Genomic DNA, 25,356 nt, shown 5'->3' with positions numbered 1-25,356 from the left:
ACGAGCCTCAACCCTCCGGCCGGGACGCCGGCCCGGTCAGGTTCAGGCGGCAGTCACGGCGCAGTTGCACCATCCCGTACGGCGTCATGTTGGTGTGCTAGAGCGGCGTCAAGCCGCGCCGGTCGACATCGGTGAGCACCCGGGCCGATCGTGGTCGCGGACCGGCCGGACCGCAGCAGTCGGCGCGGATGCTCACCGCGGGGGCTTGGTTACCCGCGTGCCGAGGCGGTTCTCGTACCCATCGATATCTCCTCGTCGCCGGGACTGTCAGGAGAGTCGGTGACCCACATCCAGGTCTCGTCAAGGTTTACCGAGCTCTCGTTGGGAGTTACCGAGCCACACTCTGATTTCGTGCCGCGGTGAGGTGTCCAAGAATGGTGCGGCTTCTCCGGCGGGCAGTGGTGTGGCCCCTGCACCACCTGGATGGTGGCCGTGGCCGGGGCGGAGGTCAGGTCTCCGGCTCTGGCCACGGCGGTGTTGGTGATGGATCGGCGGCAGTCCTGCCCCTTGCACGTCGACTTGCCGCCCGTGCTGCTCGGCACGGTGAAGCTGCCCGTGCAGGTCGTGACGGCGCCCGGGGCAAGGGTTGTGTCCTCGCAGGTGATGTCCTGGACGTGGCTGTCCTCGATCCGCAGGTCATCCACCGTGCTGCCGGAGTTGTTGGTAACGGTGTAGCGGTAGACGACCGTGTCTCCCGGCCGGTATGGGCGGGAGTTGTCGACGCTCTTGTCCAGCTCGAGCATTCCCTCGCCTTCATCCGCGACCTGGATCGTGACCTGTGACTCGGGCGAGGTGACCTCTGTCGAGTCGGCCATGCCGGTCGCGGTGGCGGTGTTGGTGATCGAGCCGCGTTCGGCGTCCTGCCGCGTGACGGTGTGGATGCCGCGGCAGATGATCGTCTCGCCGACGTCCAAGGTGGCCTGCGGGCAGGTGACCTCCTCGACCACGTCGTCGTTCACAGCCAGGTCGGTGATGTTCATGTTCCCGCTGTTGGTCACTTCGTACTCGTAGGGCACCTCGGTGCCCACCGGCACGGGGTCGGGCAACTGCGCGTCGTTCACGATCCGCTTGTCGAGTGTCAATTCCGGCCGCTCTGCCACCGGGCGGACGACGACGTTGCGGATCAGGTGGACGTCGGTGAACAGACCGGTGGAGGCCGCGAACCCGAACTTGTACGTCGAGGGCACCGGTGTGGGCGCGGGCGTGGACAGCACCTGCTGCATGCCGTTGCCGTCGTTGAAATCGATCGACACGGTCAGCACGGGGTCGGGCGCCGGGGTGATCCGGACGTCCACCCTGCGGCGCGACGGTTCGAGCGCGGCCTGCGCCGCCTGAGGGTCATCGGGGACCGTCGTCGTTTCTCCGTGCAGCTGGCCCGGCAAGGTGGAGGGCCATGGCCCGGTGGTGGTGAAGTTGCTGGTGGTGGCGGTCAGAAAGCAGTAGCCCTCCGTTCCGTTACCGGGCCCTCGCACCGTCACCATGTTGGCCCCCGGAGCCGGGATCCGGAATTCCGTACCGGCCGGTGAACGCTCGGCACAACCGCGGCCGCGCTGCTCCCAATCGCCGAAGTAGTTGCCCAGGACGTCCAGGCCGACACCGACGTAGCCCTGGTTGACCCCGGGCTCGAACGCGTTGGCGGGGTTGTCGTCGGGCAGCTTCTGGGCGTATCCGAGGCTGCCGCCGAAGGCGCCAGGCCGGTCGAGCGTGGCGGCGCCGTCGATGAGGAAGAAGGAGATGCCGTCAGCGGGCGAGAACTCCGGCGTGGTGGTGCCGTATTGCCACTGCTCGAAGGTCACCTGCAGGCCCTGTTCGGCCGGGATCGGCTCGTCGTACAGGACGGCCGAGGTCTGGTCGTTGTCGGCGCTGGTCAGCTGGAGGTAGCCGAATGGGGCGGCTCCGGTCGGCGGCACGGGACCCGCAGCGTTCTCCGGGCATCCCGTGAGAGGACGGTTCCCCGGCCCCGGCGGCCCCGCGGCCGGCGCACCGGTCAGACAGGCCGATCCCACGGCCCGGAACTCCGGGATCGCGGTGGCCCCCGTGAAGTCCTCCTCGACCAGCGGCACCGGTTGCGCCGCTGCTGGCTGGGCCGGTAGGAGCGCGGCCGACAACGTGCCCAGAAGCGCCACGCCGGATATGGCCCACCGTTTCAGGCCGGATTCGATAGTTCTCGATCGAGTGGTAGCAGACCGTGTTGTCACAGAAACCCAACGTAGGGGTGGGTACTCGGGTATCGATTGACCGACATGGCAAACGATCCACCATATGCTGGCAGTCCATTGAGGACGCACTGCTCAACGGCTCTCCAGCTCATTTCTACCGTGCCGGTCAAGCGAGGGCTCGGCCAGCACGCAACCGACACCCTGCACCCCGAAGCAGCAGCAGATCGCCTGCGGCATGGCGCCAACCAGGCGGTGCGGCTGTCCGACAGCAGGTGCTTTGGCCGCGCTCTCCCCGCCGCTCCGCCTCGAGATCGACCTGCATCAGCCGCGTTCGGCGGATCTGGCCGCTTTCGTGCACGGGCGCACCGTCGTGTTCGATGCCGACACCATGACGGCCGCATACGGCGTGGGCCGCCCCGGCGGCCTCCTCCACCCGTCTACTGCACCGCTCCTTCCGAGTGCGGCGCAGGGCCTGTCAGGGCGTCAGCCCTAGCTCGCGCAACTGCGCGAGCCGCAGCGGCCGCCATCCGCTGGTGTCGAGCTTGGCCAGCTCCGCCTCCACGTCGACATTAATCACCCCGAAGAAGTTGATGTTGTCGCTGTGCCCGGGCGAGATGTGCGACAGGATCTCGTCGCTCACCTCCCGGCCCTGCGGACGCAGCTCCAGCACCGCTCTGGAATAATATTCGGTCGTCCACGCGACCACCGAGTTGGTCAGCAGGGTCAGGCGCCACGCCTGCTCGGTCTGCTGCTCCAGGTGCGGGCGGGTGATCGTGCCCTGCTGCGCGTAGTGCAGGTCGCGGCGCAGCGCGTGCAGGCTCTCCCCCTTATTCAGTTGCCGCGAGATCTTTCTCTGAGAGTGCAGTTTGTGAGCCTATGCCCGTGATGTCGCAGTGTGATCGTTGGGATTTGTAGCGTTACCGCCGGTTGGCGGGCCTGGGCGTGCTGTGATGGTTGGGTGACTGAGCGTAAGCCGTACCCGAGCGACTAACCGACGCGCAGTGGGTGTTGATCGAGCCGGTACTCACCGCGTGGAAGGCCGCGCACCCGTCCGTCAGCGGCCACCAGGGCGGCTACGAGTTGCGCGAGATCGTCAACGCCATCCGCTACCAGGGGCGGACCGGCGTGCAATGGGACTACCTGCCGCATGACCTGCCGCCCAAGAGCGCGGCGTACTACTACTTCTCCAAGTGGCGCGACGACGGCACTGACAAGACGATCCACGACCTGCTGCGCTGGCAGCTGCGCGAGAAGAAGAAACGATTAGCCGACCCGAGTCTGGTCGTGCTGGACACTCAGAGCGTCCACGTCGCGGCCGGGGTCCCCGCCTCCACCACCGGGAAAGACGCCGCCAAGCGCGTGCCGGGCAGGAAACGCGGCCTGGCGGTGGACGTGCTGGGCCTGGTCATCGCCGTGGTCATGCTGACCGGGTCGGCTCACGAGAATACCGCCGGGATCGCGCTGCTGGACCGGGTCGCCGCCGGCACCGAGGGCACGGTGACCAAAGCGCTGGTCGACCAGGGATTCAAACAGGCCGTTGTCGCGCATGGCGCCGGCTTGGGCATCGATGTGGAGATCGTCGAGCGTAATCCCGCCGGCAAGGGGTTCGTCCCCCAGCCCAGGAGATGGGTCGTCGAGCAGACGTACGGCATCTTGATGTTCCACCGCCGCCTGGTCCGCGACTACGAGCACCTGCCGGCCAGCTCCGAATCACGGGTGTATTGGGCGATGACCGATGTGATGTCCCGCCGCCTGACCCGTGGCCGCCGCAAAGACCCTCATCTCCCTGGCCGAGGAGGACCCCGCCCCGGCCGAACCGCCCGCGCCGCCAGCGGTCCCCGACCACCCCGCCTACCAGCAGATCCTCACCGTCTTCGGCGAAGCCGGCGGCTCCCTGCGCACCCGTGACCTGGCCATGGCCCTGGACCTGCCCCTGACGCGCAACGACATCCAGAACCTTCGCGCCAAGCTCAAACGCCTGGCCGGCCGCGGCATCCTCGTCGAGACTGAACCGGGATTGTTCACCCAACCGCGCCCATAGCCCGAATGACGAGCCTCTGACCGGGCGCGCGCAGGGTGGGCAGGAGGTGCCAGGTGGCGAAGCGGCGCAGCAGCGGCTCGTGCACGTGCCCGTCGAGCTCGGCAAGGCGGTGGGTGAGCCAGGTCTCGGTGTGCAGGAGCTGCTTGTCGACGGTAGGGAGCACGCCGCAGGCCATCAGCAGATCGCGCAGATAGGCGACGGTTCGCCAGCCGGGAAGCTGGTGAAGCGCCTGGTGAGTCAGAGGGATGCGACCCCGGGCCAGGCCAGTGAGAGGGTCCTGGACGTGGGCGGTGCGCAGCCACATCCATCCCTTCCACGGGGTCGGGCATCGCGATGAGCGCCTCGGCCAGCGGGGCCAGCGCGGGATTGATCCGGCTGGTGCCGTCGTCGAGCGTGGCCGTGACCTTGTCGGCCAGGGTGCAGCGCTCGCAGAGCCGGCCGCCGTGCAGGCGGCCCTCGAACCCGCACCGGTCGCAGAAGAAACTGCGGGTGATGCCCGCGCAGTCGCGGCAGATCGGGCTGCCGTCCGGGCTGCGTCCAGGCAGGAGCTGGTCGGTGCCGCAGCCGGGGCAGCAGCCTCGGGTGCGGGTGGCCCTGTCCAGGCAGGCGCGGCAGATCGGCCTATCGGACCAGTTCGCCGCCTTCTTCGCATGGCGGCCGCAGCGGGCGCAGTCCCGCAGGTGCCAGCGCTCGTACTGCTCGGCGGTGAGATGGCGCATGTGCTACTTCTCGGGCTGGATTCGGGCCCGCTTGGGCCGGATCGGGGCCAGCTCGGTGACTTCGCCGGGGTCGGTGGCGGTGCGACGCGCGGGGGCGTTCTCGGCCTTGGTCGCGATGAGCCGGTCCGGGGTGCAGCCGAAGATGTCGCAGAGGGCGGCCAGCACGGGCAGGGACAGCCGTTCGGGGGTCTGCGTGACGAGCCGCCAGACCTGCACCGAGGACAGGGTGATGCCGCGCTCGGCCAGCATCGGGGCCAGATCGGTGGCTGCGAACATGCCGTGGGCGGCCATCGTCTCGCGCAGCCGCCATTGGTAGCTGACCTGGCGTTTCATCGCTTCCTCCGGGAGGGTTTGAGTGCGGCATCCAGGGTGGCGTCCAGCGCCCGGCGCAGCGTGCGGGTGCGGAAGTCGGAGGAGACGCAGGTGTAGATCGAGGTGGTGGAGGCGTGCTCGTGGCCGACCTGCTCCTGGACGAAGCGGGCGTCCCAGCCGTCCTCGATCAGATGGGTGACGTAGGAGCGGCGGAAGGAGTGGAAGTCCAGCGCCCGGTCCAGGCCGATCGCGTCACGGTAGGCGGCGAAGCGGGTGTTGATCTGGGAGAAGCCGATGCGCGGGCCGCGCTCGGAGGGCCAGAGCGCGCCCGCTTCGGAGGTGGTGAACAGGGGCCGGACCTCGGTGTCCCACTGCTTTAAGATCTCCGCCGCCCAGGGCCAGACGGTCAGCACGCTGCGCCGTTTGGGGGGCGAGCCCTTCTGCGCCTTGCCGTGGCGGACGTAGAGCACGCCGTTCTCGCCGAACTCCGAGCCGTCGGGGTTGTGGCCGAAGTCCACCAAGTCCAGCATGCGGGCCTCGTTGCGGCGAAGGCCGAAGGCGTAGGCGGTCTTGAACAGCACCCCGTCGCGGAAGATCGGCAGCCAGCCCTTGCGGCCGGCCTCGCGTACCCGGTCGACCTGCTCGTCGGCGTGATCGAAGAAGGCCTGCAGCTCCTGGCGGTGAAGGCGCGCTTGCCCGCGTCGGCTTCGGCCTCGGCCACGTGCACCGCGGTGTTCCACTCGTGGCAGACCTGGACGGGATGGGTGCCGAAGCGCTGCTCGCACTCAGCCGGCCAGCCGTAGGCCGGGTCGGTGATGTAGGAGCAGAAGCTGCGTACCGCCTCTTGGTAGTTGCGCAGGGTCGACCGTTTGAGGTGGTGGACCGAGCGCAGGTCGCCGCACCACTCATCGACCATCAGTGGAGTCCAGCGCCAGGGGAAGGCGTCGGCATGCCGGGCGAAGGCTCGGACCGTGTTCTCCCGGCCGTCGATCGTGCCGAACGCCAGGTTCCGGGCCAGCTGCTGGTTGCGCCAGCCGTCCAGCATCGCGGTGAAGACCTGTTCGTCGGGGCGCAGCAGCGGCAGACCGTCCACCAGATGAAGGCCTGCGGCGCCCGGGATGAGACCGTCATTAGTCATCACTCCAGCACCCTCCGTCACTTACATTGAACGAAGGGATTGTTCATCAGATGTAATCGCCTGGCAAGCGTCCCAGGTCACCCCACCTCTAGCGGGTCTCACGCTGAGACCACTACTCTCGTCTAGAGACCACAGCCGCCCGGTCCGACCAGCGCGGTCACCTGGGGCGCGCGCTAACGGGGTGCTCCCGGGTCAGCGCGCGCCTGCACGCGTAAGAGGGGATGTCGAGCACGCATGCACGTGCACGACCGAGTGCGTCAAGTTTCGTCGTCGGCCAGGTTCATAGTCGTAGGGCTCGCCGCGAGCCAGCCGCTCGGCGCGCATCTGCTCGCGCTCGGCGTCGGTGATCCCTGTCAGGTACTCCCACCTGTTCACCCGCTGGACCGCGACGCGAGCCAGGTCGTGCTGCAGCACGATCCGAGATGAGCGGCCCATCTCTCCTCCTTGACCACTGGACGCGGCCACCAACGGAAAGGCCCGTTTCCGGAACGGGAACGGGACCCTGGAGCGAGGTGGGGTCACTGGTGCCAGCTGATCGTGTAGCTACTGTTGGCCTGGCTGGGGTTGGTGGGCTCCGAGACCGGGCGGTTCTGGGTGGTCACCGTATTGGGCGGGAGCGTGACCTGGCGCCCGAGCCAACCGCATCCTGACCACGGACCTGGCGTCGCCCGCGCCAAGTCCACGGCCGCCGAGCAGGCTAAAGACCACCGCCTACCGGTTAGCCCTGACGTGACCCAGGCGGCGCCGGTCCCGTGTTGCGTTTTCAGGCATTCACGGGGACGGGTTCGGCGGTCGTACGTGCCGACGCCGCGCCCACGGTCAGTAGCCCGAGACCGGTCAGAACCGTCGCCGGGATGATCACCAACCCCTCCACTACAGGCAGGCCCGGACCGACGATCAGCACCAGTGCCGCGACCAGCAGCGCCACGCCGGCCAGCCGCGCCGAGCGCCGCGCCCCGCGCCACGCGAGCCCGGCCCCGAACGCCACCAGCGACGCCATCCACACCATCCCGGCCATTGCGTTGACCGCACCGCCGCCACCGGCCTCCACCTGTTCGGCGACGCCGTGCAGCGGCGCGACGTACGCCTCGAACCACGCGCCAGGAGCGAGGGCGGCGAACGCGATCGCCAGCACGACCCCGCCGATCGAGGCCAGCTTGGATGGCCGGAGCGCCTGGCTCACGGCGATCAGCAGGGGGAGCCCGGCGGCGATCAGCAGGCCGCCCAAGGCGAAGATGAGGTGCGCCGCCTCCCAGGTCGGGGCGGAGTGGGCGGCCTCGCTGTGCTCCAGGGGGTGCAGGACGTTTCCGAGGGCGAACAGGATGCCGCCGCTGCCCACCAGGCTGCCGGCCAGGATTCGCATGTTCATGGTCTTCTTCTCCTTTGAGTTCCGCCGGGCGGTGGGTCCGCCCTGGCGATAAGGGTTGGGGGCGTATTGCGCTTTCACAGAGGACCGCACGGACGCTGCGGGGGCGGCTCCAAGGACGGGCTACGCGAGCTGTTCACGGGCGGCCTCATGGCGGGCAGCGGTGGCACGGCGCATACCGGCTCCACGGACGCCGGAGCCGGTGGGCGGGCGTGCGGCGCTGGGACGGTATGGTGGCGACCGGCCGCAGCGGCTGCGGCGAGACCAGGTCCAGGGACCTGGACTGGGCGAGGATGGCCGACTCCAGTTCCCGCAGCCCTGGGCCGGGGTCCACGCCCAGTTCGTGCACCAGCAGGCGGCGGGTCCTGGCGATCACCGCCAGGGCGTCACCCTGCCGGCCCGACCGGTAACAGGCCAGGGCGAGCAGTCGCGCGGCGTTCTCGCGGAAGGGATGATCGCGGGTATGCTGCTCCAGCGCTGGGATGATCTGGGCGTGCCATCCCAGGTCCAGGGCGGCCTCGGCCCGGTGTTCCACGGTGGCTCGCCGTAGTTCTTCCAGCTGGGCCGCCTCCGGTGCCGCCCAGTGCTTGTGGGCGAACTCGGCGTACGCGGGGCCCTCCCACAGCGCCAGGGCCTCGTCCGCGATGGCGACCGCTCGCGTACGGTCCTGCTCGGCGAACGCGGCGTACGCCAGCTCCCTGAACCGCCACGCGTCCACGTCCCGCGAGTCCAGGCACAACCGGTACCCAGGTACGGCGCTGACCAGCACGGACGCGGGGGCGCGCGGTGGCCGGCGAGGCTCCAAGACACGGCGGAGGTTGGAGACATACACCCGGAGCGAGGCCAGCGCCGTGGCCGGCGGCCGGCCGCCCCACAGGCCGTCGATGAGCCCGTCGGTGGTGACCACCCGCCCTCCCGCACCGACCAGCATGGCCAGAACGGCGCGCTGACCTGCGGGACCGAGGTTGGCAGGCTTGCCCGCCACCTCGCCACGGAACGAGCCCAGCACGCGCAGCCCTACCTTCGTCATCGGATCACGCACCTGGGGTCACGCCACCAACGCCGGGTGGCCAGCACGGCGACGACCATCGCGCCCGACGTGAGCGCGCCCCCTTCGCCCAGCCACCAGGCTGAGTGTGCGGTCGCCGCGGTCAGGGGCTCGGCAGCGAGGTAGATGGAGGCGTTCAGGGTCGCGTGCAGCACCAGGACCGGCCAGATGCTCCCGGTACGAATCCGCAGCCCCACCAGAGGAAAGGCCAGCGCGACGGCCTCGACCGTGAACCACAGCAGCGCGTACGGCGTGGGCACCCCCGCCCGGACCGCCCCTGGGACGAACAGCATCAACGGAAAGTGGAACGCCGCCCACGCCAGCCCCACGATCACGGCCGCGCCTCTGGTTTTGGACAGCCGCGTGACCAGCAACGAACTCCAACCCAGTTGCTCCCCGATCGCCAGCACCATGTACGGCACCACCCCGGGGATGAGGCCCAGCAACACGCTCATCAGAGGCGGCAGGCTGGTGGAGCCGGGGTCGAAACGCGCCGCCCCCGTCACCCAGGCCGTCCCGTACGCCAGCCCCGTCCCCAGCACCGGCAGCGCCCACGCCACCGCGATGTTCCTCCAGGGGGTACGGCGGAATCCCCACGGGAAGCCGCGTAGTCCCTTGTCTCCCACCGCCCACGCGATCAGCGCGGCCACGGCCGGCATGAACGCCTGCCCGTACAGCGCTATCAGCGCACCGACCGGGGCGTCATCGAGCCGATCCAGATCCACACCCTGAGCCACGGCAAAGGCCACGGTGGGCAGAACGAGCGCGGGAAGGACGAGGGCGAAGGTCGTCAGCTGCCGTCGGGTGACTCGGTGTGTGATCGGTGGCGATGTCGTGTGCATGACCAGCAGTCCACTCGCCCACCGGTCCCACCCGCCTGAGCACCCGGTCCCCACCGGGTCCCGACTCGGGGAAGGCCTCCCTCGACGTCGGACGCCTCCCTCGGCCGGCCACCTGCCGGGGCACAAGACGCCGGCGCCGACCCGCAAGGTCCTGGGTGGGGCGGGACTCTGGTCCCATTGCCCCAGATGGGGCGTAACGGGACGATGTTCCTGTGCGTGTTCCCACCTGGCCTTGGGCGATCCCCTGCGCGGGCGCAGCGGCCATCCTGATCGGCGCCGTTCTCACGGTCAACGTCCCGGTTCAGGACGCTACGTACCTTCTGCTGGACGCCGTAGTGGGGCTGACCTATCCGCTGGTGGGAGCGTTGATCGTAGCGCGGCAACCGCGTAATCCCATTGGGTGGCTGTTCTGTTTGGGCGGCACAGGGCTGGCGTTGCAGGCGCTGGCGGGTGGCTACAGCGTGTACGGCCAAGCCCACGGATGGCCGGGCACCGAATTCAGCTCCTGGGTGGTCAACTGGGTGTTCTTCACCGGGTTCGGGCCGTTGTTCCTGCTGCCGGCGTTCCTGCCCGACGGGCGGTTGCCGTCGCGAAGGTGGCGGCCGGTCATGGGGGCGCTCATCGCGGGCATGGCCATCCTGCAGGTCTTGCTCATGTTCAGGGACATGGTGTGGGTATGGGGGAGTGAGCGGCCGAGCCCGGTGGGGTTCGTGCCGACCGAGATCATCGCGGCCTGTTTCGGGGTGGTGGTGAGTGCGGCAGCCGTCGTGGGGGCGCTCGCGCTGGGGGTGCGGGTGCGGCGGGCTCAGGATCGGCGTCAGCTCATGCCGTTGCTCCCGGCCGCCGTCGCCATCGCGCTGGCGGCGCTGGTCGACTCCACCCATTCCGGGGGTACGTGGTCCCTCGGGATCTGGCTGCTGGCGCTGACCCTGCCCGCCCTGCCGCTGGCCACCGCAGTATCGATCTTCCGTTACCGGTTGTTCGACATCGAGGTGCTGATCCGGCGTACCGTCGTGTACCTCCTGGTCGCGGGGCTGCTGCTGGGCGCCTACGTGGCCACCGTGACAACTCTGAACGCGCTGTTCAGGCAGCAGGGCGGTGTGCTGGAGTCGTTGCTGGCCACCGGCGTCGTGGCGGTGGCCTTCGCGCCGGCGCGCGATGCCGTACAGCGGGCCGTGAGCCGCGTGCTGTTCGGGAACCGGGGGGAGCCCGCCGCGGCCCTGTCTCATCTCGGGCAGCGGCTGGAGGCGACGGCCGCGCCGACCGAGCTGCTCGACGGCGCGGCCGAGACCGTGGCGCGGACGTTGCGGCTGCCGTCCGTCGCCGTGCTCACCGCCGCCGAGGTCCCCATCTCGGTCTTCGGCGGCGTTCCCGATGATGGCGTACGCATCCCGCTGCTGAGCGGTGGACGAACGGAAGGGGAGCTGCGGGCGGCGCCCCGGTCACCAGGTGAGCCGCTGACCAGGGCGGATCGGGCGGTACTCGACGATCTGGCGCCCCACTTGGCGGTGGCCCTGGCGGCGGTGCGGCTGGCCACGGAGGTCAGGGACTCACGCGAGCGCCTGGTCAAGGCGCGCGAGGAGGAGCGCCGCCGCCTGCGCCGCGACCTGCACGACGGCCTCGGCGCGGACCTGACCACGATCGGGCTGAGGCTGTACGTGATCGAGGCCACGGCACCACCAGAGCTGCGCGAGCAGGTCACGGGCATCAGGGAGCTGACCCAGGCGATCGTCGGAGACGTCCGGAGGATCGTCCACGACCTGCGCCCACCCGCCCTGGACGAGCTGGGCCTGTCCGGAGCCCTGGAGGACCTCGCACTGGACACCCCAAGGGGCCCGAACATCGCCGTCACCATCCCCGAACCGCTGCCAGCCCTCCCCGCGGCCGTGGAGGTGGCCGCGTACCGGATCACACAGGAGGCCCTGTCCAACGCGCTCAAGCACGCCGGCGCCGCCAACGTGGAGATCACCGCGAAGGCCGTGCCCGGCCGGCTGGTACTGCGGATCCGCGATGACGGGCGCGGCCTGCCGGAGCCGTTGCACGAGGGCGTAGGATCCGGCAGCATGCGAGAACGCGCCGCCGAAGTGGGCGGTGACTTGCGACGTTCGTCCGAGCCCGGACGCGGGACCCTCGTGGAGGCGGTGCTTCCCTTATGAACGGCCCCACAGATTCCATTCGTGTGCTGCTGGTGGACGACCACCCGCTGCTCCGCCACGGCCTCAAGGCGCTGCTCGAACAGATCGGCGGCGCCGAGGTCGTCGGCGAGGCCTGCGACGGCGAGGAGGCCATCGAGCTCGCGCTCTCCCTCGACCCCGACGTCGTCGTGATGGACCTGGTCATGCCCGGCATGTCCGGCACCGAGGCGACCCGGCAGCTCATCGACCGCCGCCCCGACCTCGGCGTACTCGTGCTCACCATGAGCGAAGACGACGCGTCGGTGTTCGCCGCGCTGCGGGCGGGCGCGCGCGGGTACGTGCTCAAGGGCACCGCCGGCCCCGACTTCCTCGCCGCCGTGTCCGCCGTTGCCCGGGGAGAGGCGGTGTACGGGCCGGGCGTGGCGCGAAGGATCCGCCGCTTCCTCACCAGCGGGCCCGACAGCGGCCCGTTCCCCGAGCTGACCCAGCGGGAGCGGGAGATCCTCGACCTGCTGGCCTCCGGCAAGTCCAACGCCGAAATCGCACGGGCCCTGTTTCTCAGCCAGAAGACCGTCAAGAACCACCTCACGTCCATCTTCGCCAAACTCCAGGTGGCCGACCGCGCCCAGGCGGTGGTCCGCGCCCGCCGCGCGGGCTTGGGCGAATAGCACCTCAGGCCGACGTACAACCAGCGCGCCAGGGCCGGGTGCTGGGGCCATCCGGCCCGAATTGAACGCCAGAATGCACTGCCGCAGTAAACGCGTAGACCTGATCTTGCCGGTGGCGCACGTTCGCGCAGGTGGGCGCTTGTGCGGTGCCAGAATGCGGATACTACTGCTGAGCTGGGCGTTTGCTGGACGATCAGGCTGCTCTGCGGTACTCGCTGATCAGTCCTGCGACGGTCCTTCGACGGTGGATCGGGGTGACCAGGTCGATCACTTCGCTGGGGTCGTGCAGCGGCGGGCGGAGGGAACGGCCCTGATGCGGGCGATGATGGTTGAAATGGCGTTCGTACTCGGTCAGGATCTTGCGCACGTGGCGCTCACCATGGATGAGCAGGTGATCGAGGCACTCACGGCGTAGCGTTCCCACGAATCGTTCGGCGAACGCGTTCGCTCGTGGTGACCGGGCAGGTGTCTTGATGACCCGAACGCCAGCGGCGGCGAACACCTCATCGAACAAGCGGGAGAACTTGCCGTCACGGTCCCGGATGAGAAACCTCAAGGCGCCGGCGCGTTCACCCAGGTCCATCAGCAGGTTCCGGGCTTGCTGGGTGGTCCATGCGCCCGTCGGGTTTGAGGTGACGCCCAGCAGGTGTACGGGGCGTGTCTCGATCTCCATGGCGAACAGGACGTACAGGCGTTTGAGGAAGACAGTGTCGACGTGCAGGAAGCCGCAGGCCAGGATGCCGGAGGCTTGCGAGGTGAGGAACTGTCGCCAGGTCGGTGAGGTCTGGCGTGGCGCTTGGCCGAGGCCGGCCGCGGCGAGGATGCGGCGGATGGCGCCTTCTCCGATCTGATGGCCGAGGCCGAGCAGTTCGCCGTGGATCCGCCGGTGCCCCCATCGGGGGTTCTCTGGCCATTCGGATTACCAGGTTACGCAGCTCATCCGGGATCGGTGGACGTCCGGCCGCGTTTGGGTAAGTCCAGCGTTGGCTGACCGGGCGGCGGTGCCAGACCAGCAGGGTGCCCGGTGTCACGATCCGATGGAGGCGAAGCCGGGTGGGCAGCGGTCGCCAGTGCGGCCAGCAGCGCCCGGTCGGCCCAGTCTGGTCGTGGCCGGGAGACCTGACGACGCAGGACGGCGACCTCATGACGCAGCACCAGGATCTCCACGTCCTTGGAGGTGTCGCCCCGCGAGAGTAGCGTCAACCAGCCGAACCACCGGACCATGAGCAGATACAGCAGGCGTAGAAACACGTGTGTCGAGGATAGAAGGCCAGATCAGATGCCATGGGCGAGTTTTGGCACCGCACAGGCCACGACGCCGTTGCGGAAGATCGCGCCGAGTGTCAGTCCGAGCACCGTGGTCATCACGATCATGAGCGTGCCGCCGCTGACCACTGCCCATGCTCCAGCGAGTGGCAGCGTGGGATCGAACCTTGAGGCCACCGCGTGCCCGTACAGATGTCCGGGGATCGCGATGAATTCCTTCCGTGCAGGTCAAGCGGCATGTCAGTACTCGTGGAGGACTTCGCCGAGCCGGTTTCGTCGGCGTCGGCTCGTCAGCCAGTCGGGTCGGCCTTCCGCTTCGACAAGACTTCGGAAGCTTCCCCGCCAGATCCCAGCCCCCTCAGCGTAAGGTGGCCAAGGTGTTGAGCGGGTTGTCCAGGAGTTTGGCGAAGGCGAGTTCGGCAGCCCCGGCGAGCGTGGTGTCGTCACCAAGAGCCGTCACCGCCAGGTTGACACGTTCGCGCGACACCGGCAGGACATGCGCGTCGATCCGGGCGCGGACCCGTGGCGCGGCACTCGGGTAGACATCGCGGAGCATCCCGCCGAAGACCACGAGCGCCGGGTTGAACAGGTTGATGAGGTTGACGACGCCGACCCCGAGCCAGTCGCCGACGCGGTCGAAAGCCTCCCGCGCTCGGGCGTCGCCGCTCCCGGCCAGGGCGACGACGGCCCGGATGCCGTCGCGTCCGATGAGGCCGTCGGACCGTCCCGCGTACTCGAGCAGTGCTTCTTCCCCGACCTCGGCCTCCAGGCAGCCGCGCGACCCGCACAGGCAGGGCCGCCCGTCGAACGGGTTGACCAGCATGTGACCGAGTTCGCAGCCGTAGCCCGCGTCGCCGTCCAGGAGTTTGCCGCCGACGATGATCCCGCCGCCGACGCCGACGTCCCCGTGCAGGTAGATGAGGTTGTCGACGTCGCATCCCGCACCGCGTACGTGCTCGGCGACGGCACCCAGGTGCGCCTCGTTGCCCACCTCGACGGGAAGCCCGAGGCCGAGCCCGGCGGCGAGTTCCGCGCCGAACGCCTGGTCCACCCAGCCGAGGTGCGGTCCGTACCGGACCGTGCCGTCGGCGCGCCTGATCAACCCGCAATACGACGCGCCGACACCCACGCACAACGCGCCCGGACCAGCCTCGACGGCCAGTTCGCGGCCAAAGGTGGCCAGGACGCCGACGACGTCCTCCAGGTCGGCCCCGGCGCGGGTGCGCACGGCCTCGCGGCGGTCGAGGATCCGGCCGCCGAGCCCGACGCGGGCCGCGAGCAGCCGATCCACGGCGACGTCGAACGCGAGCCCGTACAGCGTCTCCTGCTCGGGCATGACGACGATGGACGGCCGCCCTGCGCGGCCCCGCCCGGTGGGGATGCCTTCGCGGACGAGCCCAGCCGCGGTGAGTTCGGCGGTCAGGTCCATGATGGTGCTGCGGTTGAGGCCCATCCGGCGGCTGAGTGCGGCCCGTGACACCGCCCCGTCCTTATGGACGCGCTTCAGTACGTCGCTCAGGTTCCGCTGCCGCATCTGCTCCTGTGTCCGCGCGCCCGCCGCCGGTCTCGTCACCTCCGCCGGAAGCTGCTCATTCGACATTATCCTCATCCTATTTCGCAGAGCGACCCGCAGCTAAAGGAACTCATCGCCACTCGTTGAAACGAGCCAGAGCCCCAGCAATTCGGCCATCTGCATCAGTGCGCCTATGGGACAGCCAACTCAATCATGGCCCCAGCTTTCCGGCGGATGAGCGTGGCGAGGGGCGGCGCGGGCCTGCTCCAGCGTGCCGACCGGTCAGAGCTCGTGCAGGATCGCATCGGCGGGGTCGCCGAAGAGTGGGCCGGGGTATGGCGGGTAGCCGGTCGACGGCTTCGGCGCGGGGCGCGGCGCGGGGTCCCGGAAAGATTTCCCTCGCCATGGCCACGCGTCCGCGAGGGCCAGGGCTTGTCACCCGTGTTCCTGGGCGGGACACCACCACGCCGCGGTTGAGTTCCACGACGACCTGATCCGCGTGAGTATCGAGGCTGACCTCGCGCCCAGGGTGAGCGCGCTGCTCGCAGGAGGCGTCGAACCGCCGGCTCATGCCCGTTGTGGGTGGCGTCGGCTGCCTCGGTCGCCCCTCGTCGGTCACGAAGGGTCACAAAGTTGCGGGCCGGACTGGTCACGATCAGCTTGGCGTCGATAAGTCCTCCTCGGTCGGGGGCTCGTCAGGGTTGTGCTCAGTTCTGCAGCGGCATGAGGTGATCGGCGAATTCGTCGAGCCAGCGCTCGGTCGAGGGCACGGGCGTGGCGGGCCGTACGACGAACTTGGTGATTCCGGCCTCGACGAAGCGCTCGATCAGGTCGCGGGCGGCGGCCCAGCCGACCGGGACGATCTCGGCGGGGTCGGCGCCGGGGTTGCGCCTGGCGATGGCGTCGATCGCGGTGGCGGGGATCTCGGTCGCGGCCACCGCGAGGCTGGTGCCGTAGTGGTCGGCTTCGATCTCGCGGCCCGCCTCGGCCGCGTGCGCCGCGATCGCCGTACGGCCGGCGGCGGCCTGGTCAGGGGTGAGGAAGCTGGCCAGCCAGCCGTCGGCGAGCCGGCCGGCGCGGCGCAGGGCGCGCTCCCCGCTGCCGCCGACCCAGATGTCGAGTGGCCTGGCCGGCAGCGGGCCGACCCCGGCGTTCTCCACCGTGAAGAACTCGCCGTGGAAGGTCACCTTTTCCTGCCGCAGGAGCAGCCTGAGCAGTTCGAGCGACTCGTCGAACACCGCTCCGCGTGGCCCAGGGACGGGGAACGCCTCCCGTTCGGCGGGCCTGGCCGGCGTCAGCCCGAAGGCCGGCAGCACGCGCTTGGGGGCGAGCGCGGCCAGCGATGCGAGTTGCTTGGCTACCCGCATCGGGTGGCGGCCGGGCAGGATCGCCACCCCCGTGCCGACCTTCAGCCTGCGGGTGGCGGCCAGCGTGTAGGCCATGCCGACGATGGGCTCGACGGACGGTCCGTGGACGATCTCCGACAGCCACAGGGAGTCGATCCCGAGAGCCTCGGTCCGCTCCGCGAGCCCGGCGAGGTGGTCGGGGGTGTCTCCAGGTGGTGGCGCTATCCCGATGCGTACTTTCATCGGCCCATTATCGGCTAGGTACCGGGAGTCACTGTTTGTGCTCATTCGGGTTGGTGACGGCGTGTTCAAGGTGTGGGGCTCAAAAATGGGAGCGGTGTCCGATCTGCCGCTTCTCAGGTGGTGTCAGCCGGCCGCCTGATCAGCCGGCGATCCGTACTCGTGATGAGGCCGCTGAGGATGGCTCTGCGGTGGGCTCTTGAGGGCGCGCAGGCCGGCGTCGGCGAAGACCGTGTCAAAGGCTTCGGTGAACTGGCCGCCGCGGTCGCGGATCAGGAACTTCAGCTTCGTCGTATCGGGGGCTGCCGTGTTCGAGCATGATCAGGGCCTACAGGCGTGTGAGGCTGACGATGCCCGCATACATCGCCTGGTCAGGCCAGGTCGAGCCCGGCGAGTTGGGCTCTGCTGGTTACATTGAGCTTGGGGAAGGCCCGGTAGAGGTGGTAGCTGACCGTCTTGGGGCTGAGGAAGAGCTGCGCGCCGATTTCCTTGTTTGTCCGCCCCGCCGCGGCCAGGCGTACGATCTGCAGTTCCTGCGGCGACAGAGCCGGTGAGGCGTCGGTGTCGGCGACGGCGAGGCTGGTGTCGCCGGCGGCGCGCAGTTCGCTTCGGGCACGTTCGGCCCACGGGCGGGCGTCGAGGCGCTGGAAGATCTCGAGCGCGGCACGCAACTGGACGCGGGCGGCTGTCTTGTTCCGCTCCCTGCGCAGGCGCTCGCCGTAGACCAGCGCGGTGCGCGCCGACTCCCAGGGGCGGACGCCGTTGGCGTGCAGTCGTACGGCGGCGCGGAAAGACTCGTCCGCCCGTTCACCGTCGGGTTCGAGCAGGGCCCGGCAACGATGCAGGACGGCCTGCGCCCACGCCAGCCCCGAGGCCTGCGCCCAGGCCTCGTAGCGGCGCAGCGGCGCATCGGCGGGCACGCCGAGGCGGGCCGCGGCTTCGATCTGGTCGGGGGCGAAGTGCACGGCCTGGAACTGGTGGCGGACGGGACCGGCCATGGTCGCGTCGAGCCGGTCCAGCGCCTCGGCGAACCGGCCCTGACCCAGGTCGAGCAGGGCCTGGGCCCACCGAGCCCAGGCCAGGCCGTTGACGATGCCGTCGGCGTCATACCGCTCCAGTGAGCCGGCGGCCAGCTCGGCGCACCGGTCCGCGTCGCCTCGGGCGGCGGCGAGCCAGGCGAGCATGCCCCGCATGCAACCGGCCCGGCTCGGCCGTCCCGTCTCAGCGGTCAGCCGTAGCCCTTCGCTCGCGGTGGCGGCGGCGTCCGTGAACCTGCCGAGGAAGATCTCGCTGGTGGCCAGCGTGATGTGGAGCACCGCGAGCTTGCTGATCTCGCCGGCCGCCCGGCATTCGTCGGCGGCGGCGCGGGCGATCTCCCACGCGGTCCGGAAGTCGCCGGTCTGGAGCGCGAAGTAGGCGGCGTTGATGCGGCGCGAGTGCATCTCCGGGGTGATCTGGCTGCCGGCGACCACCAGCTCCCGCATGAGCGGCAGCGCGGCGGCGGGCCCGTCGGTCAGCAGCAGCGCCGTGCTCAGGGCGGCCTGTCTGGCGAGGTCGAGATCGTCCTGCGGGCGCAGGTCCAGCCCGCGCAGCCGGGTGGCCGCCGCCACGATGCCGTCGGCGTCGCCCAGACGTTGCGCGTTGCGTGCCGCCTCGACCAGCATCAGGCCCGCGGCGGCGCGGTCGTCGGCGGCCACGTCCGCGGCGCCCTGGAGCAGCAGGTCGTGCGCCAGGCGCGGTGCGCCCTGGCCGAAGGCGATCCTGGCCCGCAGCGTGGGGAGCGTGGCGCGGGCCGACGCGTCCGGAATGAGGCCGGTGGCGGCGTCGAGGAGCTGCTGGGCCCGCTGAGACTGGCCTTCCTCGGTGGCGTCCACCGCGGCCGCGAGCAGCCGCCGCCCCTTGAGCTCCGGATCCTCGCTCAGCTCTGCCGCCCGCTCGAACGCGGCGCAGGCGCTGAGGTTCGCGCCGCGTTCCCTGGACAGGTACGCCGTCTCCTCCAGCGCTCGCGCGACGGTCTCGTCCGGGCCCGTCGCGGCGGCGGCCAGGTGCCAGGCCCGCCGGTCCGGGTCACCGATCAGCAATCCGGCCAGGATCGCGTGCGCTTTCAGGCGCAGGTCGTACGTGTTGAGCTGGAACGCCGCGGCGCGCATGAGCGGGTGGGCGAAGGCCGCATGCCGCCCGGCGATCCTGATCAGGCCGGAGCGTTCGGCCGCTCCCAGAGCCGCGGGCTCGATGCCCAGCCCGGCACAGGCGTTCATGATCACGTCCAGGTCGCCGTCGTCCACCAGGGCGGTGACCAGCAACGCGGTCTGGGCAGAGCGCGGCAGCCGGCCGATGCGCTCGGCATAGGCCAGCCGCAGCCGCTCCGGCAGCGGCAGCGGGCCGCGGTCATGGGCCGGCAGGACGGCCGTGCGCGGCAGCTCGCGCAGGGCGAGCGGGTTGCCCGCGCTCTCCTGGAGGATCCTCCGGCGCGCCGGTCCGGTGAGCCCGGGAGCGACGTCGGCGAGCACCTGGGCGGCGCTCTGCTCGTCCAGGCCGGCCAGCCGCCGCTCCGGCAGGCCCGCCGGGTCGAAGCCGTCGCGCGCGCCGAACACGATCACGACTCCCTCCGCGTGCAGGCGGTGCGCGGCGAAGCGCAACGCGCGCGCCGAAGCCTGGTCCAGCCAGTGGGCGTCGTCGACCAGGCACAGCAGTGGCCGCTCCTCGGCCAGCTCCGCCAGCAACGACAGGACGGCCACCCCGACGTGGAACCGGTCGTCGGTCCTGGTGGGCGCCAGGCCCAGGGCGCCGGCGAGGGCCACGGCCTGGGGTTCGGGCAGCGCGTCCAGCCGGTCGAGCCGGCCGCGCAGGAGCAGGTGCAGGGAGGCGTACGGGAGGTCGGCCTCGGTCTCGATGCCCAGACCGCGCAGCACGGTCATATCGGGCGCGCGTTCCCCGGCGTAGGCGAGGAGCGCGGTCTTGCCGATCCCCGGCTCGCCCTTGAGCACCAGGACGCCGGAACGTCCGGTCCGCGCCTGGTCAAGCAGCACGTCGATGGCCTGCTGATCAGACTCCCGTCCCCGAAGCACGGGACGAATCCTAGTCGTCTGTCCGATACCGCCCGGCTGCCGGCGTCCCTAGCGTCGTCGTCCATGAATTCCATGCAAGCGGTCGACCTGACCTCGGTCACTAGACACTACGCACACGGCGTGACAGCGCTCGACGACGTGTCGATCGGGTTCGGCGCCGGCACGTTCACGGCCGTGATGGGGCCGTCGGGGTCGGGCAAGTCGACGTTGCTGCAGTGCGCCGCCGGGCTCGACCGGCCGAGCTCCGGCCGGGTGGTCGTGGACGGGCGGGACCTGGCCACGTTGGGCGACAGGAAGCTGACGCTGCTGCGGCGCGACCGGATCGGGTTCGTCTTCCAGTCCTTCAACCTGCTGCCGTCGCTCACCGCCGCCCAGAACGTCGCCCTGCCGCTGCGGCTGGCCGGCCGCCGGCCCGACAGCCAGCAGGTACGCCGGAGCCTGGCCTCCGTGGGCCTGGCCGAGCGCATGCACCACCGGCCCGCCGAGCTGTCCGGCGGCCAGCAGCAGCGCGTCGCCATCGCCCGCGCCCTGGTCACCCGGCCGGCCGTGCTGTTCGCCGACGAGCCCACCGGCGCTCTGGACACCGGCACCAGCCGTGAGGTGCTGCGGCTGATGCGGGACCTGGTCGACCGGCAGTCTCAGACGATCATCATGGTCACGCACGACCCCGTGGCCGCGTCCTATGCCGACCGCGTGGTCTTCCTGGCCGACGGCCGGGTTTACGGGGAGCTTCAGGATCCGGACGCCGGGCAGGTCGCGACCAGGATGTTGCAGCTGGAGGCGTCGTGCTGAGCATCGCCTGGTCCACCCTGCGTACGCGATCGTTGTCCTTCGCCGGCACCTTCGTCGCCCTGGCGCTCGGCGCGGCGCTCATGGCCGCGCTCGGCCAGGTGCTGGCCTCCAGCCTCTCCTCACCCGACCGGCCGCCGCAGCGCTACGCCGCCGCTCCCGTCGTGGTGGCGCCCGATGAGCGGCTGATCGTCAAGAGCTCGTACGGCGAGAGCAGCGTGCCGCTGGCCGAGCCATCGGGCCTGGCGCCCGAGCTGGCGGACCGGCTGCCCGGGGCCGTGGTGGACCGGATCTTCCCCGCGCGGCTCGACGGGGGACCGCCTGCGGTCGGCCGTCCCTGGTCGGCGGCCCGTACGGCGCCGCAGCGGTTGTCGGAGGGCAGGGCGCCCACCGGGGATGACGAGATCGTCGTCACTGCCGGCGCCCGGGTCGGCCAGCGGGTCCGGGTGGTGACCACGGCGGGGGCCCGGGCGTACCGGGTGGTGGGGCTCGCCTCGGCGGCGGCAGAGCCCACGGTGTTCTTCACCGACGAGCGGGCCGCTCTGCTGTCGCCGCGGATCGACGCGCTCGCCCTCTGGCGTCCCGTCGCGGAGGTACGTGCCGCGCTCGGTGCGGCGGCCGGGCTCGGTCCGGCGGTCGAGCCCGGTGCGGCGGCCGGGTCCGGTGCGGCGGCCGAGCTTGGTTCGGCGACCGCGTTCGGTCCGGCGACCGCGCCCGATGCGGCCCAGCCGGGCACACCGGCGGTCTCCAGCCGGGTGAAGGTGCTGACCGGCCAGGACCGGGCGCTGATCGACCCGACCCGCGAAGCGGACGATCAGGCACGGAACAACGGCAACACGATCGTCGGCATCGCCGCGGGTTTCGCCGGGTTCATCGCCATCTTCGTGGTCTCTTCCACGTTCGCTTTCGCGGTCGGTCAACGGCAGCGGGAGTTCGCGCTGCTCCGTACCATCGGCGCGACCACCGGCCAGGTCAGACGCCTGGTGTACGGTGAGGCGCTGCTGATCGCGATCACCGCCTCCGCGCTCGGCGCGGTGCTCGGCCCGCTGGGCGCCCGGCCGATCCTGAGCCGGCTGAGCTCGCTCGGGATGGCGCCTGCCTGGCTCGCGCTCTCCACCTCCTCCGTGCCGTCCTACGTGGCCTTCGCCACCGGTGTGCTGGTCGCCGTGCTCGGCGTGGTCGCCGCCGCCTGGCGCGCGGCCAGGGTGCGGCCGGCGGAGGCACTGCGCGCGGCGGCGGTGGAGCCGAAGGCCATGACGGTCGGACGCTGGATCGCCGGGGGCGGCCTGCTGGCCACCGCGGTCATCAGCATGGCCGTCAACGCCGCCGGCGACCCGGACGGCGCGACCAACAACAAGACGTTCATGCCCATCGTCATGCTGCTCATCGCCGGGGTCGGGCTGCTCGCCCCGGTCTTCGTCCGCCCGGTCACGGCGCTGCTGGCCGCCCCGCTCACCCGCCTTCGAGGTGCGGGCGCGGTCGTGGTCGCGGCATGGGCGGGCGCCTCGGCCCGGCGCACCGCCGCCGTCGCCGCACCGGTCCTGGTCACCGTGGCCCTGGCCGCGACCCTGCTCGGGGCCGCCGCGATGACCGACGCCACGAAGTCGGCGATGCGGACCGCTCCCGTTCGCGCCGACTACCTGGTCGTGCCTGCGGGGGCGGCCGGGCTCGACCGGCAACTCGTCGACCGCCTGCGCAATGTGCCCGGCGCCGACGTCACCACCGTCACCTCGACCAGCCTCTACACCCTCGAAGGCGCGGGCACGCAGCTCGTCAAGCGGCCTGCCGAGGCCGTGAACCCGGCCGCGCTCACCACCGCCCTGTCCGTGCCGGTCGCCGCCGGATCGCTCGCCGAGCTGCGGGACGACACGATCGCCGTCTCACCCACCTGGGAGCTGACCCTGGGGCAGCGCGTGACGTTGTGGCGGGCCGACGGCAGCCGGGCCACCTTGACGGTGGTCGCACTGCTCGGCGCTCGCTCGGCCGCGGACTCCTATGTCGCCTCGGCGCACGCCCTGTCCGCCCCGCCGTCGCTCGCGTACGTGAAACTCCGCCCCGGCGCCTCCGCCACCGAGGTCCGGCAGGCACTGGAGCGGGCCACCGACGGACACAACGCCCGCGCCGTGACCAAGGCCGCCTGGGCCGCCACCGCCATGGACCGCGGCACCACCGCCAGCCGCCTCGGCCTGCTGGCAGTGCTCGGCATCATGCTGAGCTACACCGTGATCGCCCTCGTCAACACGCTGCTGATGGCGGCCCCTGACCGGGCGGGCGAACACGCCGCCCTGCGCCTGCTCGGCGCGGCCAAGGCTCAGGTCCTGCGGTACGTCATGGCCGAGGCGCTGCTGGTGGTGGCGGTGGGCGTGGTCCTGGCGGCCGTCGCGACGGGGCTCGGGCTGCTCGGCCTGTACGCGGCTCTGGCGCAACTGTCCGGGCTCGTGGCCATCGACGTACCCTGGCAACCGGTCACCGGGGTGATCGGCCTCTGCGGTGTCCTTGCGGTGCTGACGGCCGTACTGGCCGCGAGCCGGATCAAGACGGTCGCGATGCCCCGGGCCTGAGGCGATCCGGCGCAGAACTGTTGGCTGCGGCCATCGCCTGGTACTCCTTCGATCTCGGTCTTGCCGCTCGAAGGACCACGCGATGGCCGATCATCATTTCCCGACACCAGGCCTGTGACCAGGCCAAACTCGTCCGCCACTCCCGTGGACGCAATCGGAGGGCGCTGGTGGTGGCCCGTGAGGTGGCTGGAGGGTTGCTTGGGGCCGGCGGTTCTGTTGAACTCGTTGTCGAGCCGCTGTGTCTCTGCCGAGGGAGAGCTGATGCGTCGCCTGCTGATCCGACTGCCCTTCGTGATCCTGATCGCGGCGGTTTCGATGGTTTCGGTGGCGCCTCCTGCGGGCGCGGCCCAGGAGTACCGCGTGCTCCAGCTCAATCTGTGCCACAGCGGGGTGAACACCTCCTGCTACAACGGCGCCGCCACCATCCAGGAAGCGAACGCCGTCATCGTCGCCAAACAACCCCAGGTCGTGTCGCTCAACGAGATCTGCAGGAACGACCTCCCGCAGCTCGCCGCGGCCATGGGGAACGGGTTCAGCACGTTCGCGCCCGCTCGGCGGCCCGATGGCACGCCGGTCCGGTGCACGAACGGTGATGAATACGGAAATGGGCTGATATTTAGATCAACTGCCGTAGGGGCCGTCACCTCCGGCGTGTACGCCACCCAGGACAGCGGCAGCGAGAAGCGCGTCTACGTGTGCGCCGAGTTCACCGATCTCATCGGGTGCAGCACCCACCTGTCCACGACGGGCAGCGTCGCCATGGCGCAGTGCAAGTCAGCCATCGCCATGCTGCGTGACAAGGCCCTGGCGGGCAAGCCGACGTTCCTGGCCGGGGACTTCAACCTCAAGTACGCCCCGCTGATCGGTCCCAACGTCCAGGACTGCAACGCGTCGCCGTTCTTCAGGAAGGGGGACGGCAGCGTCCAGCACGTGTTCGCGGCCAACATGGGTTACGCCCGTACCGAGACCGTCGGCATGAGGTACACCGACCACCCGGCCCTGCAGGTGGTCCTGACCCGGTAGACGGATGGCTTCGCAAGCCGAGCAGTCGTGACCCTTCAGCTGACAGCGACCGACCGCATTCGACGGCGACCCGCCTCCGGCGACAAGGCGCACGCAAGCTGCCAGCCGCAAAACAAGGCCCCGCCCGGTTCATCCGGCGGGGTCTCTTCACGCGACCAAGGCCCTCTCGACGGCCCCTGTCATGGTGACCTATCTGCCTCCGTGCGGGCCGGGCACCCCATGAGTACCCGCGCTGCGAGGGAACGGCTACGTTGCGGGGTCCACGCCGCATGGGTGAAGGGCTCGGACCGGCACGCCGCGAGCCGGGCGACGCCCCGGCCGGCTTTGTTTAGGCTCGCACGCTGCGGCCGATCAGGCGATCAGGCTCGGCGCGAGATGACCATGATGTATTCGCAGGGAGCGTCCGTTCGGTTGGCGAAGCCGTGGTCGGCGTCGGCCTGGAAGAACAGGGAGTCGCCTGTGGTCAGGGTCTCGCTGATCCCGCCGATCGCGACGGTGAGGGTGCCTTCGAGCACCACGAGTTGTTTCTCCGTACCCGGCGGATATGCCGGCAGCAGCCCCGTGGAGACCTGCGCGGGGAGGTGGTGGACGATCATCTCGGCTCCTCCCGCGCCCGGGGCCGCTGACACCATGTGCCGCTCGAAGCCGGTCTCCGGGTCACGGAAAACGGGGCGATCGTTCCTGCGCATGACGATGGCCACGCCAGACGCGGCGGCGGCCGGCGCGCCGATCAGGTCCGAGAGCGACGCGTCGAGCGCGTGGGCGATCCTGGACGCCACGCCGATCGTCGGGCTCTTCTCGCCGCGCTCGACCTTGGACAGCATCGCCCGGCTGACCGACGACTGCGTGGACAGCTGCTCCAGCGTCAGGCCCGCCTCCTCGCGGCGTCGCCGCACGTTATTGCCGAACGCGCCGGCCAGGTCGTCACCGTGCTGTGGCTCGGCCGCGTATCCGTCTTGCTCGACCACCGTGCTCCTCGATCGATGGGTGTCTCGCCGCCCACAGTGTATGGTTTCTTCTAAAGAAGATATTGTCTTCTATCGGAGACGCGCGATGCGCGCTCGACATGACGGAGGTTCCATGCGGTTGATCTCGAGTGGCCGGCACCATGCCACGTTCGAA

General features: G+C 70.3%; 21 protein-coding genes and 1 pseudogene. 7 read left to right on the top strand and 15 right to left on the bottom strand.

Annotation, left to right across the window (positions count from 1 at the left end):
- Positions 1 to 209: 209 nt before the first annotated feature.
- Positions 210 to 2,198 (bottom strand): DUF7507 domain-containing protein, encoded by a 1,989-nt coding sequence (locus tag ETD85_RS02465; protein WP_138687923.1) that lies wholly within the window; start codon positions 2,196 to 2,198, stop codon positions 210 to 212.
- A gap of 436 nt (positions 2,199 to 2,634) precedes the next feature.
- Positions 2,635 to 3,006, bottom strand: coding sequence for a Tn3 family transposase (locus ETD85_RS02460; protein ID WP_276617152.1), 372 nt, complete (start codon positions 3,004 to 3,006; stop codon positions 2,635 to 2,637).
- Between the two features lie 146 nt (positions 3,007 to 3,152).
- On the opposite strand from ETD85_RS02460, the pseudogene ETD85_RS02455 reads away from it, so the two are divergent.
- Positions 3,153 to 4,067: pseudogene (locus tag ETD85_RS02455) on the top strand (IS5 family transposase); the annotation flags it as partial.
- Between the two features lie 113 nt (positions 4,068 to 4,180).
- Here ETD85_RS02455 and ETD85_RS02450 read toward each other — a convergent pair.
- The 3 genes from ETD85_RS02450 to ETD85_RS64430 all read right to left on the bottom strand — a co-directional run bounded on the left by ETD85_RS02450 (position 4,181) and on the right by ETD85_RS64430 (position 5,971).
- Positions 4,181 to 4,504, bottom strand: a complete 324-nt coding sequence (locus tag ETD85_RS02450) for a hypothetical protein (protein WP_138687921.1) — start codon at positions 4,502 to 4,504, stop codon at positions 4,181 to 4,183.
- 418 nt (positions 4,505 to 4,922) lie between these two features.
- The gene (locus ETD85_RS02445; protein ID WP_138687920.1) at positions 4,923 to 5,252 is read right to left on the bottom strand and encodes a helix-turn-helix domain-containing protein; all 330 of its coding nucleotides are present in this window, start codon (positions 5,250 to 5,252) and stop codon (positions 4,923 to 4,925) included.
- On the bottom strand, positions 5,249 to 5,971 hold the full coding sequence (locus ETD85_RS64430) for a tyrosine-type recombinase/integrase (RefSeq protein ID WP_206058038.1): 723 nt from the start codon (positions 5,969 to 5,971) through the stop codon (positions 5,249 to 5,251). Before ETD85_RS64430 ends, ETD85_RS02445 begins: the two co-directional genes overlap by 4 nt.
- A gap of 209 nt (positions 5,972 to 6,180) precedes the next feature.
- Here ETD85_RS64430 and ETD85_RS64425 point away from each other — a divergent pair, with 209 nt between their 5' ends.
- Positions 6,181 to 6,399 (top strand): hypothetical protein, encoded by a 219-nt coding sequence (locus ETD85_RS64425; RefSeq protein ID WP_206058037.1) that lies wholly within the window; start codon positions 6,181 to 6,183, stop codon positions 6,397 to 6,399.
- Positions 6,400 to 6,561: 162 nt separating this feature from the next.
- Here ETD85_RS64425 and ETD85_RS02435 read toward each other — a convergent pair whose 3' ends face one another.
- The 4 genes from ETD85_RS02435 to ETD85_RS02420 all read right to left on the bottom strand — a co-directional run bounded on the left by ETD85_RS02435 (position 6,562) and on the right by ETD85_RS02420 (position 9,508).
- Positions 6,562 to 6,804, bottom strand: coding sequence for a hypothetical protein (locus ETD85_RS02435; RefSeq protein ID WP_138687919.1), 243 nt, complete (start codon positions 6,802 to 6,804; stop codon positions 6,562 to 6,564).
- Between the two features lie 328 nt (positions 6,805 to 7,132).
- Positions 7,133 to 7,738, bottom strand: a complete 606-nt coding sequence (locus ETD85_RS02430; protein WP_138687918.1) for a hypothetical protein — start codon at positions 7,736 to 7,738, stop codon at positions 7,133 to 7,135.
- A gap of 145 nt (positions 7,739 to 7,883) precedes the next feature.
- Entirely contained in the window at positions 7,884 to 8,765 is an 882-nt protein-coding gene (locus ETD85_RS02425) for an AfsR/SARP family transcriptional regulator (protein WP_138687917.1), read from the bottom strand.
- The gene (locus tag ETD85_RS02420; RefSeq protein WP_206058036.1) at positions 8,762 to 9,508 is read right to left on the bottom strand and encodes a CPBP family intramembrane glutamic endopeptidase; all 747 of its coding nucleotides are present in this window, start codon (positions 9,506 to 9,508) and stop codon (positions 8,762 to 8,764) included. The genes ETD85_RS02425 and ETD85_RS02420 overlap by 4 nt, the downstream gene beginning before the upstream one ends.
- A 530-nt stretch (positions 9,509 to 10,038) precedes the next feature.
- On the opposite strand from ETD85_RS02420, the gene ETD85_RS02415 reads away from it, so the two are divergent.
- Positions 10,039 to 11,781, top strand: coding sequence for a sensor histidine kinase (locus ETD85_RS02415; protein ID WP_138687915.1), 1,743 nt, complete (start codon positions 10,039 to 10,041; stop codon positions 11,779 to 11,781).
- Positions 11,778 to 12,428: a response regulator gene (locus ETD85_RS02410; protein WP_138687914.1), complete on the top strand. Its 651-nt coding sequence runs from the start codon at positions 11,778 to 11,780 to the stop codon at positions 12,426 to 12,428. The genes ETD85_RS02415 and ETD85_RS02410 overlap by 4 nt, the downstream gene beginning before the upstream one ends.
- Positions 12,429 to 12,621: 193 nt before the next feature.
- Here ETD85_RS02410 and ETD85_RS64420 read toward each other — a convergent pair whose 3' ends face one another.
- The 5 genes from ETD85_RS64420 to ETD85_RS02390 all read right to left on the bottom strand — a co-directional run bounded on the left by ETD85_RS64420 (position 12,622) and on the right by ETD85_RS02390 (position 19,861).
- Positions 12,622 to 13,101 (bottom strand): integrase core domain-containing protein, encoded by a 480-nt coding sequence (locus tag ETD85_RS64420; RefSeq protein WP_206058035.1) that lies wholly within the window; start codon positions 13,099 to 13,101, stop codon positions 12,622 to 12,624.
- Between the two features lie 263 nt (positions 13,102 to 13,364).
- A complete protein-coding gene (locus ETD85_RS64415) occupies positions 13,365 to 13,679 on the bottom strand; it encodes a hypothetical protein (RefSeq protein ID WP_206058034.1) in 315 nt (104 codons plus the stop codon).
- 373 nt (positions 13,680 to 14,052) lie between these two features.
- A complete protein-coding gene (locus tag ETD85_RS02400) occupies positions 14,053 to 15,294 on the bottom strand; it encodes an ROK family protein (protein WP_206058033.1) in 1,242 nt (413 codons plus the stop codon).
- 620 nt (positions 15,295 to 15,914) lie between these two features.
- Complete coding sequence (locus ETD85_RS02395) at positions 15,915 to 16,796, bottom strand: TIGR03854 family LLM class F420-dependent oxidoreductase (RefSeq protein WP_138687913.1); 882 nt, start codon at positions 16,794 to 16,796, stop codon at positions 15,915 to 15,917.
- Positions 16,797 to 17,164: 368 nt separating this feature from the next.
- The gene (locus ETD85_RS02390) at positions 17,165 to 19,861 is read right to left on the bottom strand and encodes a helix-turn-helix transcriptional regulator (RefSeq protein WP_138687912.1); all 2,697 of its coding nucleotides are present in this window, start codon (positions 19,859 to 19,861) and stop codon (positions 17,165 to 17,167) included.
- Between the two features lie 63 nt (positions 19,862 to 19,924).
- Here ETD85_RS02390 and ETD85_RS02385 point away from each other — a divergent pair, with 63 nt between their 5' ends.
- From ETD85_RS02385 to ETD85_RS02375, 3 genes are all read left to right on the top strand, one after another.
- Positions 19,925 to 20,653, top strand: coding sequence for an ABC transporter ATP-binding protein (locus ETD85_RS02385; protein ID WP_138687911.1), 729 nt, complete (start codon positions 19,925 to 19,927; stop codon positions 20,651 to 20,653).
- Complete coding sequence (locus tag ETD85_RS02380; protein WP_138687910.1) at positions 20,647 to 23,211, top strand: ABC transporter permease; 2,565 nt, start codon at positions 20,647 to 20,649, stop codon at positions 23,209 to 23,211. The genes ETD85_RS02385 and ETD85_RS02380 overlap by 7 nt, the downstream gene beginning before the upstream one ends.
- A 261-nt stretch (positions 23,212 to 23,472) precedes the next feature.
- Positions 23,473 to 24,234 carry an endonuclease/exonuclease/phosphatase family protein gene (locus ETD85_RS02375; protein WP_138687909.1) on the top strand — a complete coding sequence of 254 codons (762 nt, stop codon included), beginning with the start codon at positions 23,473 to 23,475 and terminating at the stop codon, positions 24,232 to 24,234.
- Positions 24,235 to 24,593: 359 nt separating this feature from the next.
- Here ETD85_RS02375 and ETD85_RS02370 read toward each other — a convergent pair whose 3' ends face one another.
- On the bottom strand, positions 24,594 to 25,202 hold the full coding sequence (locus ETD85_RS02370) for a helix-turn-helix domain-containing protein (protein WP_138687908.1): 609 nt from the start codon (positions 25,200 to 25,202) through the stop codon (positions 24,594 to 24,596).
- Between the last annotated feature and the right edge of the window lie 154 nt (positions 25,203 to 25,356).

Source organism: Nonomuraea zeae (assembly GCF_005889725.1).
Classification (GTDB): domain Bacteria; phylum Actinomycetota; class Actinomycetes; order Streptosporangiales; family Streptosporangiaceae; genus Nonomuraea; species Nonomuraea zeae.
The sequence above is the reverse complement of the archived record's forward strand: the minus strand, read 5'-3'. Positions and strand labels throughout refer to the sequence as shown.

What these genes read in the sequence shown, in the direction of transcription:
- ETD85_RS02385 (WP_138687911.1), top strand. Translation starts at nt 19,925, where the DNA reads ATGAATTCCATGCAAGCGGTCGACCTGACCTCGGTCACTAGACACTAC.
- ETD85_RS02375 (WP_138687909.1), top strand. Translation starts at nt 23,473, where the DNA reads ATGCGTCGCCTGCTGATCCGACTGCCCTTCGTGATCCTGATCGCGGCG.
- ETD85_RS02400 (WP_206058033.1), bottom strand. Translation starts at nt 15,294, where the DNA reads ATGTCGAATGAGCAGCTTCCGGCGGAGGTGACGAGACCGGCGGCGGGC.
- ETD85_RS64420 (WP_206058035.1), bottom strand. Translation starts at nt 13,101, where the DNA reads ATGGAGATCGAGACACGCCCCGTACACCTGCTGGGCGTCACCTCAAAC.
- ETD85_RS02430 (WP_138687918.1), bottom strand. Translation starts at nt 7,738, where the DNA reads ATGAACATGCGAATCCTGGCCGGCAGCCTGGTGGGCAGCGGCGGCATC.
- ETD85_RS02395 (WP_138687913.1), bottom strand. Translation starts at nt 16,796, where the DNA reads ATGAAAGTACGCATCGGGATAGCGCCACCACCTGGAGACACCCCCGAC.
- ETD85_RS02435 (WP_138687919.1), bottom strand. Translation starts at nt 6,804, where the DNA reads ATGGGCCGCTCATCTCGGATCGTGCTGCAGCACGACCTGGCTCGCGTC.
- ETD85_RS02445 (WP_138687920.1), bottom strand. Translation starts at nt 5,252, where the DNA reads ATGAAACGCCAGGTCAGCTACCAATGGCGGCTGCGCGAGACGATGGCC.
- ETD85_RS64425 (WP_206058037.1), top strand. Translation starts at nt 6,181, where the DNA reads ATGCCGGGCGAAGGCTCGGACCGTGTTCTCCCGGCCGTCGATCGTGCC.
- ETD85_RS02425 (WP_138687917.1), bottom strand. Translation starts at nt 8,765, where the DNA reads ATGACGAAGGTAGGGCTGCGCGTGCTGGGCTCGTTCCGTGGCGAGGTG.
- ETD85_RS02450 (WP_138687921.1), bottom strand. Translation starts at nt 4,504, where the DNA reads ATGTGGCTGCGCACCGCCCACGTCCAGGACCCTCTCACTGGCCTGGCC.
- ETD85_RS02410 (WP_138687914.1), top strand. Translation starts at nt 11,778, where the DNA reads ATGAACGGCCCCACAGATTCCATTCGTGTGCTGCTGGTGGACGACCAC.